Source organism: Streptomyces sp. Xyl84 (genome assembly GCF_059731885.1).
In genome coordinates, this window is sequence record NZ_AP029183.1 from 1,250,155 (window position 1) to 1,267,063 (window position 16,909).

At 72.3% G+C, this 16,909-nt stretch carries 11 protein-coding genes and 1 pseudogene; 8 read left to right on the forward strand and 4 right to left on the reverse strand.

Translation table 11 applies throughout. From position 1 onward, the window contains the following. Window positions 1-99: 99 nt before the first annotated feature. The gene (locus AC6I72_RS36845; protein ID WP_498006065.1) at window positions 100-1,170 is read right to left on the reverse strand and encodes a hydroxyacid dehydrogenase; all 1,071 of its coding nucleotides are present in this window, start codon (window positions 1,168-1,170) and stop codon (window positions 100-102) included. 280 nt (window positions 1,171-1,450) lie between these two features. Between AC6I72_RS36845 and AC6I72_RS36850 the strand changes: the two genes are divergently transcribed. The 7 genes and pseudogenes from AC6I72_RS36850 to AC6I72_RS36880 all read left to right on the forward strand — a co-directional run bounded on the left by AC6I72_RS36850 (window position 1,451) and on the right by AC6I72_RS36880 (window position 10,637). Then, window positions 1,451-2,410 (forward strand): ABC transporter permease, encoded by a 960-nt coding sequence (locus AC6I72_RS36850; protein ID WP_498006066.1) that lies wholly within the window; start codon window positions 1,451-1,453, stop codon window positions 2,408-2,410. Between the two features lie 91 nt (window positions 2,411-2,501). Then, on the forward strand, window positions 2,502-3,362 hold the full coding sequence (locus AC6I72_RS36855) for a carbohydrate ABC transporter permease (RefSeq protein ID WP_498006463.1): 861 nt from the start codon (window positions 2,502-2,504) through the stop codon (window positions 3,360-3,362). Between the two features lie 196 nt (window positions 3,363-3,558). Then, on the forward strand, window positions 3,559-5,241 hold the full coding sequence (locus tag AC6I72_RS36860) for an extracellular solute-binding protein (protein ID WP_498006067.1): 1,683 nt from the start codon (window positions 3,559-3,561) through the stop codon (window positions 5,239-5,241). After that, a complete protein-coding gene (locus AC6I72_RS36865; protein WP_498006069.1) occupies window positions 5,238-6,695 on the forward strand; it encodes a M1 family metallopeptidase in 1,458 nt (485 codons plus the stop codon). Before AC6I72_RS36860 ends, AC6I72_RS36865 begins: the two co-directional genes overlap by 4 nt. 95 nt (window positions 6,696-6,790) lie before the next feature. Beyond that, a complete protein-coding gene (locus AC6I72_RS36870) occupies window positions 6,791-9,112 on the forward strand; it encodes a galactose-binding domain-containing protein (protein WP_498006071.1) in 2,322 nt (773 codons plus the stop codon). Window positions 9,113-9,321: 209 nt separating this feature from the next. Then, a pseudogene (locus tag AC6I72_RS36875) lies at window positions 9,322-9,538 on the forward strand (gfo/Idh/MocA family oxidoreductase); the annotation flags it as partial. A 334-nt stretch (window positions 9,539-9,872) separates the two neighbouring features. Beyond that, the gene (locus AC6I72_RS36880) at window positions 9,873-10,637 is read left to right on the forward strand and encodes a DUF4232 domain-containing protein (RefSeq protein WP_498006073.1); all 765 of its coding nucleotides are present in this window, start codon (window positions 9,873-9,875) and stop codon (window positions 10,635-10,637) included. 110 nt (window positions 10,638-10,747) lie between these two features. Here AC6I72_RS36880 and AC6I72_RS36885 read toward each other — a convergent pair whose 3' ends face one another. From AC6I72_RS36885 to AC6I72_RS36895, 3 genes are all read right to left on the reverse strand, one after another. Further along, window positions 10,748-11,557: a copper homeostasis protein CutC gene (locus tag AC6I72_RS36885; protein WP_498006464.1), complete on the reverse strand. Its 810-nt coding sequence runs from the start codon at window positions 11,555-11,557 to the stop codon at window positions 10,748-10,750. A 71-nt stretch (window positions 11,558-11,628) separates the two neighbouring features. Then, window positions 11,629-13,152 (reverse strand): M81 family metallopeptidase, encoded by a 1,524-nt coding sequence (locus AC6I72_RS36890; RefSeq protein ID WP_498006075.1) that lies wholly within the window; start codon window positions 13,150-13,152, stop codon window positions 11,629-11,631. A 131-nt stretch (window positions 13,153-13,283) separates the two neighbouring features. After that, the gene (locus AC6I72_RS36895; RefSeq protein WP_498006077.1) at window positions 13,284-14,588 is read right to left on the reverse strand and encodes an ROK family transcriptional regulator; all 1,305 of its coding nucleotides are present in this window, start codon (window positions 14,586-14,588) and stop codon (window positions 13,284-13,286) included. Window positions 14,589-14,907: 319 nt separating this feature from the next. Between AC6I72_RS36895 and AC6I72_RS36900 the strand changes: the two genes are divergently transcribed. Further along, window positions 14,908-16,722, forward strand: coding sequence for a peptide ABC transporter substrate-binding protein (locus AC6I72_RS36900; RefSeq protein WP_498006078.1), 1,815 nt, complete (start codon window positions 14,908-14,910; stop codon window positions 16,720-16,722). The last annotated feature ends 187 nt before the right edge of the window (window positions 16,723-16,909 follow it).

Sequence of the window (16,909 nt, forward strand, 5' to 3'; positions counted from 1 at the left end):
CCGCCCGGACGGCGTGGGAGGCGCTCTCGTCACCGGCCCCCGCTCCCTGATCCGGCCGGTTCCGGACGGAGGGCCCCGGGACGTGCGGTGCGGGCCCGCTCACGCGATCCGTTCCAGGTCCGCCAGGAGCACCGCGTGGGCCAGCGGCAGCCCGCGCGCGTACCGGGACAGTTCGTCGACGGCGAGCGCCCCGAGCCGGCCCACCTCGTTTCCCTGGGCGCCCGCCAGGTGCGGGGTGATGAAGACGTTGGGCAGGTCCCACAGCGGGTGCCCGGCGGGCAGCGGTTCGGGGTCGGTGACATCGAGCACGGCGTCGATCCGGCCGCTGACCAGGTGTTCCGTCAGGGCCTGCGTGTCCACGAGCGGGCCGCGCGCGGTGTTCACGAGGAGTGTGCCCGGACGCATCAGACCGAGCCGGCGGGCGTCGAGCAGATGCCGGGTCCGCGCGGTGTCCGGCGCGTGCAGGGTCACCACGTCGCTGGTCGCCACCAGGGTGTCCAGGTCGGTGCGGGTGGCACCGAGCGACCGGGCCTCGGTGTCGCCGACGTAGGGGTCGTAGAGAAGGACCTCGGCGTCCAGGGTGCGCAGCAGTTGCGCGACACGACGGCCGATGCGCGAGGCGCCGACCACGCCGACGGTGATGCCACGGGTGCCGAGCCAGTGCTGGCGGTCCAGGTCGGCGTCGGTGCGGTGGGTGCGCCGGCCGCGGAAGAGATGGGCGAGCGGGAAGGCCCGCTTGGCCCCCAGGATGATCGCGGCGAGCGTGAACTCGGCGACCGGCACGGCGTTGGCCGCCGCCGCCGAGGAGACCACGATCCCGCGCTCGTAGGTCTCCCGGCTCAGGAACGTCTTCACGGTGCCGGCCGCGTGGATCACCGCGCGCAGCCGGGGCGCCCGGTCGAGCGCGGCCCGGTCGACCGGCGGGCAGCCCCAGCCGGTGAGCAGCACCTCGCACTCGGCGAGGGCCGCCCGCGCCTCCGGGCTGGTGAACTCCCCGACGGCACGCGGGGGCCGGATGTCCGCGGTCTCCTCCAGCCGCGCCCGTACGGCGGGCGGGAAGACGTCGTCCACGACCGCGGAGTCCATCGCGAGAACCGTGCGGGGCCGCCGCGGGGGCGGTGTGGCGTCGGCGGCCGCGGCCTCGACCGGCGCCTCGTCAGTGGTACGCACCCTGCCTCCGGACAGTAAACGTGTTCTATGGCGGTACCGCACGCTAGGGAGCCCGTCGCTCGACCGTCAAGGTCGGGGAACGGATGCGGCCGATGAGTTGACCTGGTTCAGTCTGAAATGCCGTACAGAAATGGCCTGTTCGCAGTGGCGGTGCCGTCGCGTTCGGCGCTGTTTCACGGGCCGTCAGGTCGGCGGACCTATTGACGATGGGGTTAACCGCTTACTAACTTGCCGCCGCAGAAACCAGTTCCTGCGCCAACCGGCCGAACAGGACCGCGCCATGACTGTCTCCGTCCCACCGACCGCCGTCGACCGCGTTCCCCGCAAGACCCTCTGGCAGCGCCTCAAGCGTGACAAGGTGATGCTGCTGCTGTGCCTGCCCGGCTTCCTGTACTTCGTGGTCTTCCACTACGTACCGCTGCTCGGCTACCTGGTGGCCTTCCAGGACTACCAGCCCTACCTGGGCTACCTGCACAGCGCCTGGAACGGCTTCACCAACTTCACGACGGCCTTCGCCGACCCCGACTTCTGGTCGGCGACCGGCAACACGCTGGAGATCGCGCTCGTCCAGCTCGTCCTGTTCTTCCCCGTGCCGATCGCGCTCGCCCTCCTGCTCAACAGCATCGCCGCCGACGGACTGCGCCGCTTCGTGCAGAGCGTCGTCTACCTGCCGCACTTCATCGGCTGGGTCATCATCGTCTCGATCTTCCAGCAGATCCTGGGCGGCGCGGGCGTCGTGCCCGACCTGCTCGGCTCCCTCGGACTGCCGCGCTACGACATGACGACCGACCCGCACGCCTTCCCCTGGCTGCTCGCGCTCCAGGTCATGTGGAAGGACGCGGGCTGGGGCACCATCATCATCCTCGCCGCGCTGCTCTCCATCGACCGCGGCCTGTACGAGGCGGCGGCCATGGACGGCGCGGCCCGGTGGCGCCGTTTCTGGCACGTCACCCTGCCCGGCCTGTCCCCGGTGCTGGTGCTGCTGCTCATCCTGAACCTCGGCAACATCCTCACCGTCGGCTTCGAGCAGATCCTGCTCCAGCGCGACGCCGTCGGCCCCGACGCCGGTGAGGTCCTCGACACCTACGTCTACTTCCACGGCATCCGGGACAACCAGTGGGGCACGGCCGCCGCCGTCGGTCTGGTGAAGGCCGTGATCGGCACGATGCTCGTCATCGGCGCCAACAAGTTCGCCCACCGGCTCGGTCATGAAGGGGTGTACCGCGGTGCTGACCGTTGAGACGACCACGGTGAGGACGCGCCGCGTGCGCGCCGGCCGGCCCGCACCCGCGGCGGGAGAACCGCGCCCCTCCGGCGCCCGGCCCCCGTGGATGGAGAAACCCACCAGGCTCGGTCTCGTCCTCAAGGGCCTCGCGCTGGTGATCGTCGTGGGCCTGGTGGCCTACCCGCTGCTCGGTGTGGTCGGCACGAGTTTCGCCTCGCAGAGCGACATCATCAAGTCCGACGGGCTCGTCCTGTGGCCCGGCCACCCCAGCCTCGACGCCTACCGCACCGCGTTCACCGGCGGGCGCGTGACCCGCGCCCTGCTCGTGAGCACCGGCGTCACCGTGACCGGCACCGCGTGCAGCCTGCTCGCCACCATCGGCATGGCCTACGGGCTGTCGCGGCGCGGCATCGTCGGCGGCCGGTTCATCCTCATGACCGCCCTGTTCACGATGCTCTTCAACGCGGGCGTCATCCCCAACTTCCTGCTGGTGAAGGAGCTGGGCCTCTACAACACCTTCGCCGCGCTGGTCCTGCCCACCATGGTCAGCGCCTTCAACCTCGTCGTGATGCGGGCCTTCTTCATGAACCTGCCCAAGGAACTGTACGACGCGGCGAAGGTGGACGGCGCGGGCGACTTCCGGACCCTGATCCGGGTCGTCCTGCCGCTGTCCAAGGCGGTCATCGCCGTCGTCGGACTGTTCTACGCCGTCGCGTACTGGAACGCGTACTTCAACGCCCTGCTCTACCTCGGTGACAACGACAAGTGGCCGCTGCCCATGGTGCTGCGCACCTTCATCCTCCAGGGCCAGAGCCTCGACACCGCGGCGGCCGGCGAGGTGGTCGCCCCGCAGCAGGCCGTCCAGATGGCCGTGCTGGTCATCGCCGTCGTGCCGATCCTGCTCGTCTACCCCTTCCTCCAGCGGTTCTTCACCAAGGGCGTCCTCACCGGCGCCGTCAAGGGCTGACCGCGCTTCCCGGACCCCCGCGCCCGAACCGCCTCCCCGGACCCCCGCGCCCCCAACCCCCCGCGCCCCGCGTCACCGCGACCCGCCGCGCCGGTACCGCCGCACCCCGCATCACCGGGCCCCGGCCCGCGTCTCCCCGCGGACGTCCCTCCGAATCCGAATCCCCCCGTGCCCCCTCGTGCTGAGGAGTCCCGCCATGTCCGGCACCACATCCGTCGACCGCCGCACCCTGTTCCGCTGGGGTGCGGGCGCCGGTCTCGCCGTCGCCGCGGCGCCGCTGCTCGCCGCGTGCGGCGACGGCGGCAGCGCCGCCAAGGCCGAGGCCAAGAGCACCAAGCTGCTGCCGGCCACCACCGTGCGCAACATCGGCATCAGGGCCGACCTGCCCGGCACCGCGGCGGGCGTGCCCAACGCCTTCCTCACGTACCCCGCCCGGCTGGTCCGCGCGACCTCGGGAACCCCGCTCGAGGGCGCCGAGAAGATCACCGCCGTCACCGAGACGTTCGCGCCGCTGCCGCCCGAGCGCGGCAAGAACGCGGCCTGGCGGGAGATCGAGAAGCTGCTCGGCACCCAGGTCGACTTCACCGCCGTGCCCGCGGACGACTACCCCGCGAAGTTCTCCACGATGGTCGCCGGTGACCAGCTGCCCGACATCTTCATGTACCCGGAGACCGGCGGCGTCGACAACGTGGGCTCCTTCCTCGCCGCCAAATGCGCCGACCTGGGCCCCCACCTCTCCGGCGACAAGGTCAAGGCCTACCCGAACCTGGCCGCCATCCCCCAGTACGCCTGGCGCGACGCCATCAAGGGCGGCAAGCTCTACGGCATCCCTATCGCCCGCTCGGGCAGCGGCGGCACCGGCTTCTACCGGGCCGACCTGTTCCGGCGGGCCGGCGTCACCGGACTCGACCAGATCGACAGCATCGAACGGCTCGTCGAGCTGGCCAAGGACCTCACCGACGCCAGGAAGAAGCAGTACTTCTTCACCGGCGGCAGCACCAACCTGCTCGCCATGTCCGCCGGCGCCCAGCACTTCTGGCGCTTCGACCGCACCACCGGCAAGTGGACCTACCAGCTGGAGGACGACAGGTACCGGTACGCCGTCGAGACCGCCGCCCAGCTCTACCGGGCGGGCTGCTACTACCCGGGCACCGTCCAGATGTCCGGCGCCCAGAAGGCCCAGTACACGGACCTGTTCAGGAACGGCAGGGCCGCCTACGTCTACGACGGCATGCCGGCGTACCTGACCACGGCCACCGGATACGTCGACGCCATGGCCGCCATCGACCGGTCCTTCGACGTACGGCCCATGGTCCCGGTCGGCAAGGACGCGGTCACCTGGACCGACAACGTCTCCCTCCAGAACTGCTACATCCGCAGGGCGAGCCAGAAGCGGGTCGGGGAACTGCTGCGGCTCGCCGACTTCGCCGCCTCGCCCTTCGGATCGCTCGAATACACCCTCATCAACTACGGCGTCGAGAACGTCGACTACGAGCGGGACGCGCACGGCACCCCCGTCCTCACCAAGCAGGGCACCCAGGACGTGACCGTGCCGTGGGGCAAACTCGCCTCCGCCACACCCTCGTTCTTCAGCGCCACACACCCGCAGGCCGCCCGTTACGTGCACGAGGCGTACGCGGTGCTCATCCCGAAGCTCATCGAGGACCCGACCCTCAGCTACTCCTCGCCGACCTGGGACTCCAAGGGGCTCGGCAGCCTCTACACCATCCACCTCGACGGCCTCAAGGACCTGATCACCGGACGCAAACCGCTCTCGGCGTACGACGCGCTGGTCAAGAAGTGGCGCCGCGCCGGCGGCGACACATGCCGCGCCGAGTTCGAGCAGGCCTCGCAGCAGGAGCGGAAGGAGAAGAAGTGACCACCAGCAGACGCGCGTTCCTCACCAGGGCGGCGGTCGCCGCGGCGCTCACGGTACCGGTGCTGGGCTCGCCCGCCGGTGCCGCGGGCTTCGACCCGCGCCCCGGCTCCGACGGGGTCGGCGACCCGCTGTTCCCGACCCTCGGCAACGGCGGCTACCAGGTCGTCCACTACGACCTGACCTTCGACTTCACCCCCGTGACCTACGACTTCACGGCGGTGGTGAGACTGAACGCGCGGGCCACGCAGGACCTGTCGTCGTTCAACCTGGACACCGACGGCCACACCGTCGAATCGGTCACGGTGAACGGCCGCCCCGCCTCCCACGCCCTGTCCGCCGGCCGGTCGGGCCAGGAGCTGACGGTCACCCCGGCCGCGCCGCTGCGCGAGGACGCGCCCTTCGAGGTCACCGTCGCCTACCGCGGCAACGGCAAGGCGCCGCGCGCCGGACTGACCGGCTGGCGGTTCGGCTCCGACGGCGGTTTCGCCTGCGCCGCCCAGTCGTCGCGGGCCGACACGTTCCTGCCGTGCAACGACACACCGTCCGACAAGGCCACCTGGACCTTCCACATCCACGCGCCGCAGGGGTACGTCGCCACCGCCAACGGAGTGCTGACCGGCAAGGACGAGCGCGCCGACGGATCGGCCGTGTGGCACTTCGCGCTGCGCGAGCGCATGCCGACGGAACTGCTCGGCATCGCCGTCGTCAAGGGCACCTACCTGTACGGCACCTCGCACACCGGGCTGCCGCTGCGGCACGTCGTCCCGCGGGGCCAGGAGGACGTCTACGCCCCGATCGTGGCCCGCACGGCCGACCATCTCGCCTGGCTGGAGGCGAAGTTCGGCCGCTACCCGTTCTCCGTGTACGGCCTCCACATCTACGACGGGTACACCGACGCCCTGGAGAACACGACGCTCACCCTGATGGGCACCAACTGGTTCAGGACCGGCGCCGGCGGTGACCCGACGTACGAGACCACCATGGTGCACGAGCTGACCCACCAGTGGTTCGGTGACAGCGTCACCCCGCACGACTGGCAGCAGGCCTGGCTCAACGAGGGGCCGGCCGTGTACTACGCCGCCCTCTACAGCGAGGAGCGCGGCTGGTCCGTCATGGCCGACAAGATGAAGGCGACGTACGCCAGGCTCGACGCGGTCCGTGCCGGCGACGGGCCGCCCGGACTGCCCAAGGCGCTCGGCGGCACCAACATCTACGACGGGGGCGCGCTGGTGCTCTACGCGCTGCGGCTCAAGGTGGGCGGGCGGCGGTTCGACCGGATCATGGGCCTGTGGCCGCGCCGCTTCAGGGACCGCACGGTCACCAGCGAGGACTTCATCGCCCACGCCGTCACCGTGACGGGCGACCGCTCGCTGGACCGGTTCCTGCGGGACTGGCTGTTCGGCGCGGAGAACCCGCCGATGCCGGGGCACCCGGACTGGACGGCCGCAGCGTGAGCGCCGGGCCGCCCCCGCCCGCAGAGCCCGCACCGGCCCCGCACCACAGTCCCCGAGCGGAAGGTCATCGCATGAGGCATCGCACGAGACATCGCATGGGACCACTCACCCGCACCACGCGCCCCACCGGGCCGGCCGCCACCGTCCCGGCAGCCACCCGCGGCCCGGCCGCCCCCACGGGCCCGGCCGGCACCCCCCGCACGGTCCGCACCCTCGGTGCCGCCCTCCTCGTCGGAGCGGCGCTGCTCCTCGCCCCGCCGCCCGCCGCCCAGGCCGCCCCGGGCACAGCCCCCGCACCCAAGGTCCTGTACGCCGCGCCGCACGGCTCGGGGGCCCACTGCACCCCCGGGCGTCCCTGCTCGGTGGAGGGCGCGCGGGACGCCGCCCGCGCCGTCACCGGCCGTGCCGTGCGCGTCGAACTCGCGGGCGGCACCTACACGTTGAACACCCCCTTGAAGCTCGGCGCGCAGGACTCCGGGGTCACCTGGACCGCGGCTCCCGGCGCGCGGCCCGTGCTCTCCGGCGGGCGGACCCTGACCGGCTGGTCGGTGAACGGCGACGGCACCTGGACCGCGAAGGTGCCCGAGGGCATCACACCCCGCCAGCTGTTCGTCGACGGGCGGCGAGCCGTGCGCGCCCGGGGCGAGTCCTGTCCCGCCGCCGTCTGCGACGCCACCCGGACCGGCATGAGCGGCGCCGAGAAGACCGGCATCGCGCACTGGGCCCGGCCCACCGACGCCGAGGCCGTCATCAGCGTCCGCTGGCGCAACTACCACTGCCGCATCGCCGCCGTCACCGGCGACGTGCTGACCTTCGCCCAGCCCTGCTGGACCAACTCGGCGTCCGGGACCGACCGCACCGGACCCGCCTGGGACTCGACGGCCGTCGACTCCTCCCGCTACTTTGGGGTCGCCTACTTCGACAACGCCCGCGAACTCCTGGACCAGCCCGGCGAGTTCGTCTGGGATTCGGCCGCGCGCACCGTCACGTACCTGCCCCGCGAGGGCGAGGACCCGCGCCGCTCCCAGGCCGTCACCCCGGTCACCGAAGGGCTCCTCGTGCTCGACGGCGCGCACGACGTGCGCGTCACCGGCATCGGCTTCGCCTACGCCGCCTACCGGCAGCCGGACACGGACGAGGGCTACGCGGGCACGCAGGCCGGTCTCACCCTGACCGGTGCCACCGGCCCCGTCGACCACGCGGGCCGCTACTACACCAAGCCCGCCGCCGCGCTCACCGTCCGCGGCGGCCGCCACGTGGTGATCGACCACGCCGCCTTCACCCGCCTCGGCGGCGCGGGCGTGACCTTCGAACAGGGCACCCAGGACTCCACGCTCACCCGTTCCCGCTTCACCGACCTCTCCTCCGGCGCCGCGTACATCGGTGACACCGACCCCGCGCCCGCCCCCGGACTCGCGGGGGCCCGCAACACGGTCTCGTACAACACCGTCCTCCGCACCGGCGTGGAGTACACGGACGCCGTCGGCATCTGGGCGGGCTACGAGGCCGGCACCGTCATCGACCACAACACCCTCGACCACCTCCCGTACTCCGGCATCTCCGTGGGCTGGGGCTGGAACCAGCCCGAGGCCCGGCAGTCCGTGCTGCGCGACAACCGCATCACGGACAACAGGATCACCGACGTCATGCGGGTCGCCGACGCGCAGCACGACGGCGCCGCCATCTACACGCAGGGCGCCCAGCCCGGCACCGTGATCTCCGGCAACTACATCGACCGCAGCGCGTACGGGAACACCGAACGCGACGGCAACGGCATCTACCTCGACGAACAGTCCAGCCACATCGCCGTCACCCGCAACGTCGTCACCCGCGTCGGCTACAAGTGGGTCTCCAACTGGGCCGACTACGGCATCGACAACCACGCCACCGGCAACTGGACCGACACCGACGCCCCGGCCCTCGCCGGCACCGGTTCCACCATGACCGGCAACCACACGAAGCTGGACCGGCTGCCGGCCGAGGCCGTCGAGGTCGCCGAGGCGGCGGGGGCGGACGGCCGGGGCCGCGTCGACCGGCTCCGCCCCGACCTGGCCCGCACCGGCACCGCCCGCCAGTCCTCCACCGACGGCACGGCCGCGGCTGTCCGCGCCACCGACGGTGACACCACCACCGACACCCGCACCCTCTCCGAGCCGGGCGCCTGGTGGCAGGTGGACCTCGGCGCCCCCCACCACGTCGGACAGGTCGAGGTCTGGAACGACGCCTCCATGGCCACCGCCGGCTTCGACGTGCAGCTCGCCGCCTCGGCGGACTTCTCCGACGCCACCACCGTGCACATCACCGGCAAGGCGCTGCGCCCCACCCTCCTCGACACCGACACCACCGCCCGCTACGTCCGTGTCCGGCTCACCGGCACCGGACGGGTGGCACTCGCCCACGTCCTCGTGCACCCCTGACTTGCGGCAGGACAGCACCTCCGCAGGGCAGCAGGGCAGCGGGCGCCACGGACCGGTCGGCGGTCCGCGGCGCCCGCGCGCCCGCGGCCCCCGCGTCCCGCCCCCGCACCGGCACGCCCCCGAAGAAAGGCGGTCACGCCATGACCGACGACCCCACGACAGGACCTGGCGACCTGCGCCTCGGCGTCATCGGTTACGGGCTGCGCGGCAGCATCGCACGCACCGCCCGCGCCACCGGCACCCGCCTCCACGTCGGCCACGACATGCGCCACATGCCCGTCGTACGGCTGATGCGCGACATCATCGCGCGCGGCGGGATCGGCGAGGTCAAGACTCGTGTGGGTGCGGCACTTCGTCGGCTACGGCGGCGACTGGTACTTCAAGGACTGGCACGCCCAACGGCAGTACACCACAGGCCTGTTGCTCCCGAGTCGCTGCGCGCGGGCGGCACGCCCCCGCGGGATCGAGCCGCTCGCCCCCGAGCCGGTCGCGTACTTCGAGCGCGGTCAGACCCACCCGGGACGGATCTCCGGCCACCGCGGGGACCGCACCGCCCGCTGAACCGGGCCGGATTGTCGGGTGTGCGCCGTCTGCGTGGACTGCGCCGTCTCCTCGTCACGGCCGTTCGACTCGTCTGTCACAGGGGCGTCCTGATCCACCTCCCACCGCAGCGGATCACCCGGCCGCGGGTGTCCCATGAGGTGACAGCGCCCCGTTCGGTTCGCACGAGCGGGACGACACCGCTTCCCAGGAGTTACCGATGCGCGTCAAGAAGCTCTCCGTCCTCGCCCTCGTCGTCACGGCCGCAAGCCTCTCGCTGACCGCGTGCGGCGGCGGTACCGGATCCGGTGCGGCTTCGGGTACGAACGCGTCCGCCGCCGCGCAGGGCTCCGCCGGCGACGGGTCCTCGGCCTCCGACGCCGCCTCGGGTTCGGCCGACGGCTCCGGCTCGACGTCCGGCTCGGGTTCCGCCCCGGCCTCCGGTTCGGGTGCGGGTTCCCGCTCGGGCTCGTCCGGCTCCGTCTCCGGGTCTTCCGGTTCCTCCTCCGGTTCCCGCTCGGGCGGCGGCGCCACCACCACGCGGGCCGGGGCCAAGGGGTCGGGTGCCCGCTGCAAGACCGACAACCTCGGCTTCAGCGCCGCCTCCGCCATGGTCAAGAACGAGATCGTCGTCAGCCTGAAGAACAACGGCCCCAGCTCGTGCAGCATGCACGGCTTCCCCGGCGTCCAGCTGATAGGCCCCGACGGCCTGGGCGACACCGGCCCCGATGCCGCCCGCACCGACACGACGGCCTCCACCGTCACCATCGCGCCCGGCGAGGAGACCCGCTTCCTGCTCCACTACATCCCGGCCACCGGCGGCTCCGGCAAGACCTACACCAGGCTCGACGTCACCCCGCCCAACGAGACCGTGTCCTCCATCGTGAACCTCGACGGCCTGAACATCACCGTCGCCGCCCCCGACGGAGAAGCGCCCGACGTCTACGTCGACCCGGTCGGCTACCACGTCGGCTCCGGCAAGTGAACCCGTTCGCGCAGCGACGCCCCCGACCGGCCGGCCCGGTCCGCCGGTCGGTCACCCGCCGCCCGCCGGCCCGGTCCGCCGGCCGGTCACAGATCGCCCGCCCGCCCCGGTCAGCCGGTGGAGCGCGGCTCCAGCATGCTCCGGGCCTCGGCGACCACCGCCGGGTCGGTGACGAAGTGCGTGTCCTGCTCGGCGGACCCGCTCGCGGCGCCCAGCGGGATCCACGCGCCGCCGCGCCGGGGTGCGGCGCGGCGCTTGGCGGAGAGGTGGACGGCTGCCACGCCCGCGGCGGTCAGCGCCGGGATGTCGGCGGGGCGCACCCCGCCGCCCGCCATCACCTGCACGCCGGGCGCGGCCTCCACCATGGCGGCGAGGCGGGCGAGCCCCTGCGCGGCGGCCGGGGCGCCGCCGGAGGTGAGCACCCGGGTGAGTCCCAGGCCGGGCAGCAGCGCGGCGGTGGCGACCGGGTCCGCCGAGACGTCGATCGCGCGGTGCAGGGTCACCTCGACCGGACGGCCCGCGTCGTGGGCCGCCTCGGCGAGGCGGGCGACGGCGCCGGTGTCGAGGCCGCCGTCGGCGGTGAGCGCGCCGACGACCACGCCGCTGGCCCCGGAGGCGAGCACGGACCGTACCTCGGCGACCATCAGGGCGGTCTCCTCGGCGTCGTGGACGAAGTCACCCGGACGGCACCGGACCAGCACCTGCACCGGCAGACCCACGGCGGCGACCGCCTCGACCAGGGCGGCCGAGGGGGTCAGACCGCCCAGTTCGAGACCTGTGCAGAGTTCGACGCGGTCGGCTCCGTGCGCGAGGGCGACCCGGGCGCCCGCCGGTGAGGTGACGGCGATCTCCAGCGCGGGCCGCGGACCCCGTCCGGCCGGACCGGGCCGCCCGTCCGCGGCGACCTCGCCGGTTTCCACCGGAGCCTGCGCCGGGTCCGCCCCGCCGGTCCGGGGCCCGGTCGCGTCGAGCGGCCGTGTGGTGCGGCCGGTCACTCGTCGTCCCCGGTGAGCGGCCGGTCGGAGGCCGGGATGATACGGGCCGTCAGGTCCGGGTCGGCCATCTCGCGGTCGAAGGGGAACATGGGGCGCCGGATGCGGCGGTGGCCCAGGCGCACCAGGTCCTGGTCGACACCGCCCGGGGTGAGGGCCATCTTCCAGCCCACCGACATGTCGAACAGCTCCGGCTCCAGGTAGCCGATCTTCACGATCACGATGTCGGCGGAGCGCGGGTCGAGGCCGAGGTCGGTGAAGTCGTGCTCGTGGTGGTACGGCTTGCGCAGCCTGGTGAGGATCGCGTACACGCTGCCGACGCGGACGACGACCTCGGTCTCGGCGTCCCGGTCGCCGTGCCGGACCGAGTGGACCACCCCGGTGAGGGTGACGGGTCCGGCGTGCCGGTCGTCCACCTCCGCACCGGCGGTGACGGTGACGGTGGCGCCGACCCCGGCGGCCACCGCCGTCTCGATCGCGGCCGGGCCGGGCACCGAGGCGTAGAGGACGGTCGGTCCGTCGTCCTTCTGGAACTCCGGACGCTCCAGCAGCCGGGTCAGGCCCCAGGTGACGTCGCCGGCGCCGCCCGCGGTGGGGTTGTCGCCGGTGTCGCTGATGAAGTACGGCCGCTGGTCGGAGGCGAGGGCCTCGTCGAGGAGTTCGTCGTAGGTGCCGGTCGGGGCGACGAAGCCGAAGTCGTGGCGGGCGTCCCAGAAGCCCCGGGCGAGGCGTTCGGCACCGGCCGCGACGGCCGCCGTGTCCTCACCGGTGACGACCACGACGGCGCGGTTGCGGGGCTCGTCCGCCCAGGCGTAGCCGACCCAGATCGCGGCGTCCGTGACGCCGTCGGCGGCCTCGACCTCGTCGACGGCCGCGTACACGCTCTTGGCGGGTTCGATCCGGGTGGAGGTCTGCTCGCCGGCCAGCAGCACCGGCACCGGCACCCACGCCTTGACCGGGCGGGGGGCGCCGGAGACCAGCAGGTCGACCAGGTTGCGCACGGCACGCTCCTTGGTCTCCATGTGGTCCTCGTGCGGCGCCATCCGGTAGCAGGTGATCAGGTCGCTGCGGTGGGTGAGTTCACGGGAGACGTTGCCGTGCAGGTCCATCGAGGTGGAGACGATCACGTCCGGGCCGACGGTGGCGCGGATGCGTTCCAGCAGCACGGCCTCGGCGTCGTCGATCCCCTCCACGGTCATGGCGCCGTGGATGTCGTACCACAGTCCGTCCAGCCGGGGCAGCGCGGCGAGGCGCTCGATCAGCTCGTCGGTGAGCGCGGTCCAGGCGGCGGCGGTGACGGTGCCGCCGGGCAGCGACTTGCCGACCAGGGCGCCGTGCCATTCGGCGGCCTCGCGCAGTTCCCGGCCGGGGGCGAGGAAGGGGTACCGGTCGAATATCGCGGCACCGCGTGCGGGGTAGAAGGCAGGGGCCTCGGTACGGGCCGGGGAGAAGGTGGAGGACTCGATGCCGAGGCCGGCGACGGCGATGACCGGGCGGGCGACGGCGGTGCGGGTGTGCGACATGGCTCCTCGTGCGGGTGGACGGCGTGGGGCGTGGAGTTGGCCTGGGGTGTGCGGTCGGGGAGGGGGGCGTGGGCCGCTCGGGGCGTGGGCCGGGCGCGGGTTCGTCCGGCCCACGCCGAGTCGAGCGGCCGTCAGCTCCTGGGGAGAGGAGTGACGGCGGGGAACCGGTCCGGGCCGCCCGCGCGGGCGGCGGTGCCGCCGGCCTCGCTCAGCGCGCGGGCCAGGGCGCGCTGCAGGGCGAACAGCCCGGCCCCGACCAGTCCCGCGTCGGCGCCCAGGACGGCCCGCTCGATGGTGAGGTGCTCGGTCACCAGCGGGTGGCAGCTCTCGTAGAGCTGGCTGCGCACCGCGGCGACGAACGGTTCCAGGGTGGACAGGATGCCGCCGAGGTAGACGGCGTCCGGGTTGAAGAAGTTGACGTTGGCGGCGAGCACCTGGCCCAGGTGGTCGCCCGCCTGACGGACGGCGCGGGTGGCCTCCGGGTCGGCGTCGCCGGCGAGGCGGACCACGTCCTCGGGGCTGGTGACGTCCAGACCGCGTTCGCGCAGGATCCGCACGAGCGCGGCACCGGAGGCCACGGTCTCCAGGCAGCCCGTGTTCCCGCAGGAGCAGGGGACGTCGGCGCCGCCGCCGTCGATGCGGATGTGGGTGATGTCGCCCGCGGCACCCGTGGCGCCCCGGTAGAGGTGCCCGTCGGCGATGACACCGGCGCCGATCGCCGAGCCGATCTTCACCGTGATCGACTGCCGGTGCCCGGCGGGCCGCACGCTCTGCTCGCCGACCGCCATGCAGTTGGCGTCGTTGTCGACGACGGCCGGGACCCCGAAGCGCTCCTCCAGCCAGGCGGCGACCGGGAAGCGGTTCCAGCCGGGCATCCGGGACGGCAGGACGACCGCGCCGGCGGTGACGTCCACCGGGCCGGGCAGGGAGAGCCCGACGCCCCGCAGCCGGTCGCGGCCCCGCTGCTGGGCGAGGGCCTCCAGGTGCTCGGCGAGCCGCGGCAGCGCGGCCTCGGGACCGTCGGCGATCTCGAAGGGCACGGTGGCGACGTCACCGACCCCGCCGCCCGGGAGCACCACACCGATCCGGGCGTGCCGGCCGCCGACGTCGGCGGCGACGGCGTACTCGTCGGTGCTGCCCGCCCTGAGCACCCTGCGGGGGCGGCCGCCGGTGGAGGACTGGGTGCCCTCCTCGGCGAGGAGTCCGCGTTCGACCAGCTCGGCCACGGTGAGGGAGATGGTGGAGGCGGCCGCGCCGAGGAGCTGCGCGAGTTCGGCGCGGGACGAGGCCTGCCCCGAGGCGACGAGTTCGAGGACCCGCGTGGCGAGGGTCGCGCCCTTCGGCGTGGGGCTTTTCGTCGTGGCGCCCTTCGACGCGGTGCCTTTCGCGGACACGCCCTTGGTGCTCTTGCGGTCCCGTGCACTTATTTCAGTCATGTACGAAGTAACTTCCGCGGTGTTGGGTGTGACGGAGACAGTACGCCCGTCCTGGCGGGCGGGGAACAGCTCCGTGAAGAAAGTGGAGCGTGCTGGTGCATCGTGAATCCGCCTCAAAATGGTGCATAAACGCCTTCGGAGGCGTCCGGAGCGGGCGGAGGGGACTTTCATCGAGATCGGAGTAACTTACTTGTTACTAATTCTTGTTTGTTTGTTCGGCGCGTCCGTCGTTGACTGTCGCCATGCACAGCGCCGATCCCGCGGCGCCGGTCCGGGTCCTCCCGGGACGTTTGCGGGTCCTTTCACTCTGAGGAGAGTCATGTTCCTTGCTCACACGGCGGCCGGCCGCCGCTGGGCCCTCGTCGCGGGTGCCGCCGTCATCACCGGCGCGCTGGTCACCGGCTGTTCCGGAGGCGGTACCTCGTCCTCCGGTCCGTCGTCGTCGGACACCGTCAACTACGCCCTCCCGGCGAACTTCACACCGAACTGGATCCTCCCGGTCGGCACCGCCGCCCATCTGAACACGAACAACTCCTCCATATCCCAGGCCGTGTGGGAGCCGCTGATCGCGTACGACGGCTCCACCGGCAAGGTCGGCTGGAACAAGGCCAACTCGCTGGCCACCGACGCCAAGTTCGCCGCGGACAGCAAGAGCGTGACGATCACCCTCGGCAACCGCCACTGGAGCGACGGCAAGCCGATCACCTCCCGTGACGTGGAATTCTGGTTCAACCTCGTCAAGGCGAACAAGGCGGACTGGGCCAGCTACAGCCCGGGCAAGGCACCGGACAACTGGACCTCGTTCAAGACGATCGACGCCACGCACTTCACCCTCACCTTCGACAAGGCGTACAACCAGGAGTGGATGCTCGCCAACGAGCTGAGCATGATCCGCACCATGCCGCAGCACGTCTGGGACAAGACCGGCGACTCCGGCGCCGTCTCCGACCTGGACCGCACCCCCGCCGGGGCCAAGCAGGTCTGGACGTACCTCAACAACGCGGCCAAGAAGATCTCCGGTTACGCGACCGACCCGCTGTGGAAGACGGTCAGCGGCCCGTACACCATCAAGTCGTTCTCGACCGCGGGCAAGGTCCAGCTGACCGCCAACGCGAAGTACGACGGCGGCGGCAAGGCCAACATCAAGAACGTCAACCTGCTGCCGTTCACCACCACGGACGCCGAGGAGAACGCGCTGCGCGCGGGCACCGTGGACTACGGCTACATCAACGCCACGGACCTGGGCCAGGAGGCGTCCTTCAAGGCCAGGGGCTACTCGGTCAAGCCGTGGAGCGGCTGGGCGATCACCTACATGCCGTACAACTTCAACAACCCCGCCATGGGCCCGGTGTTCAAGCAGCTGTACGCCCGCCAGGCGATCCAGATGTCGGTGGACCAGACCACCCTGGCCAAGGTGGTCCTCAACGGCAGCGCCGTTCCCACCTACGGTCCGATCCCGCAGGGCCAGGAGTCGTCCTTCGTCTCCGCCGAGCAGAAGAACAACCCGTACCCGTTCGACACCGCCAAGGCCAGGAAGCTGCTCACCGACCACGGCTGGAGCGAGCAGGGCGGCACCATGGTGTGCACCAGCCCCGGCACCGGCGGCGACCAGTGCGGCGCGGGCGTCGACAAGGGCACCAAGTTCGAGATGCAGGTGCTGTCCCAGTCCGGCTCGACCGTGACCGACAACATGATGAGCGCGCTGCAGTCGTCGTTCGCGAAGACCGGCATCAAGTTCGGCATCAAGACCGCACCGGTCAACTCCGTGCTGTCGCAGGCCGGGCAGTGCACCGCCGGCGACTCGGGCTGCAAGTGGCAGCTGTCCTTCTTCGGCACCGCGGGCAGCTGGTACTTCCCCGCCTACCCGAGCGGTGACTCGCTCTTCGCCACCGGCGGCGGCTCCAACTTCGGCAGCTACTCCAACGCCGACGTCGACAAGCTGATCACCGAGACCACCACCTCCTCCTCGAACGAGGCGGTGCAGAAGTACAGCGCCGCACTCGCCAAGGACCTCCCCGTGGTCTGGCTGCCCGAGCCCGACTACCAGATCTCCGTGGTCAGGAACGGCCTCGGCGGCTTCGCCCAGGACTCCCTCGCCAACTTCCACCCCGCCATGTGGAAGTGGACCAAGTAAGTCCGGTCCCTCCCGCGCGGGCCCGCGGCACCCGGCCGGCGGCACCCGGCCGCCCGGCCGGCCGCACCCCGCGCACACCCCCGCCGCACACCCGCGTCACACCGGCACCCGCCCACCCGGCACCCACCGCACCGGCACCCGCCGCCCACCTGTCTGCCGCACCGGCACCCGCCGGGCCGGCACCCGC